Origin of the sequence: Bacillus sp. 22475 (assembly GCF_052044835.1) — a bacterium.
Lineage (GTDB): Bacteria > Bacillota > Bacilli > Bacillales > Bacillaceae_G > Bacillus_A > Bacillus_A cereus.
This window is the reverse complement of the sequence record NZ_JBQENW010000119.1, coordinates 1-302: the sequence shown is the minus strand read 5'-3', so window position 1 is coordinate 302 and position 302 is coordinate 1. Positions and strand designations below refer to the sequence as shown.

The following is a 302-nucleotide window of genomic DNA, read 5'->3' as shown; positions in this document are numbered from 1 at the left end:
TATTTTATTAAAAGTGCGGGTGAAGGGAGTCGAACCCCCACGCCAAAGGCGCTAGATCCTAAGTCTAGTGCGTCTGCCAATTCCGCCACACCCGCATATTAATATTTTAAGAAAAAATGGGGCGACTGATGGGAATCGAACCCACGAATGCCGGAGCCACAATCCGGTGCGTTAACCACTTCGCCACAACCGCCATGATTTTCTGGTGCCGACTAGAGGACTTGAACCCCCAACCTACTGATTACAAGTCAGTTGCTCTACCAATTGAGCTAAGTCGGCTAAATGGTGGAGGATGACGGGAT

General features: G+C 49.7%; 3 tRNA genes. All 3 read right to left on the bottom strand.

The features are described 5' to 3' along the window. Nucleotides 1-14: 14 nt before the first annotated feature. The 3 genes from ACTJJY_RS32210 to ACTJJY_RS32200 all read right to left on the bottom strand — a co-directional run bounded on the left by ACTJJY_RS32210 (nucleotide 15) and on the right by ACTJJY_RS32200 (nucleotide 279). Nucleotides 15-95: transfer RNA gene (locus ACTJJY_RS32210), tRNA-Leu, on the bottom strand. A 22-nt stretch (nucleotides 96-117) separates the two neighbouring features. Further along, nucleotides 118-193: transfer RNA gene (locus tag ACTJJY_RS32205), tRNA-His, on the bottom strand. Between the two features lie 10 nt (nucleotides 194-203). Further along, a tRNA-Thr gene (locus ACTJJY_RS32200) sits at nucleotides 204-279 on the bottom strand. Between the last annotated feature and the right edge of the window lie 23 nt (nucleotides 280-302).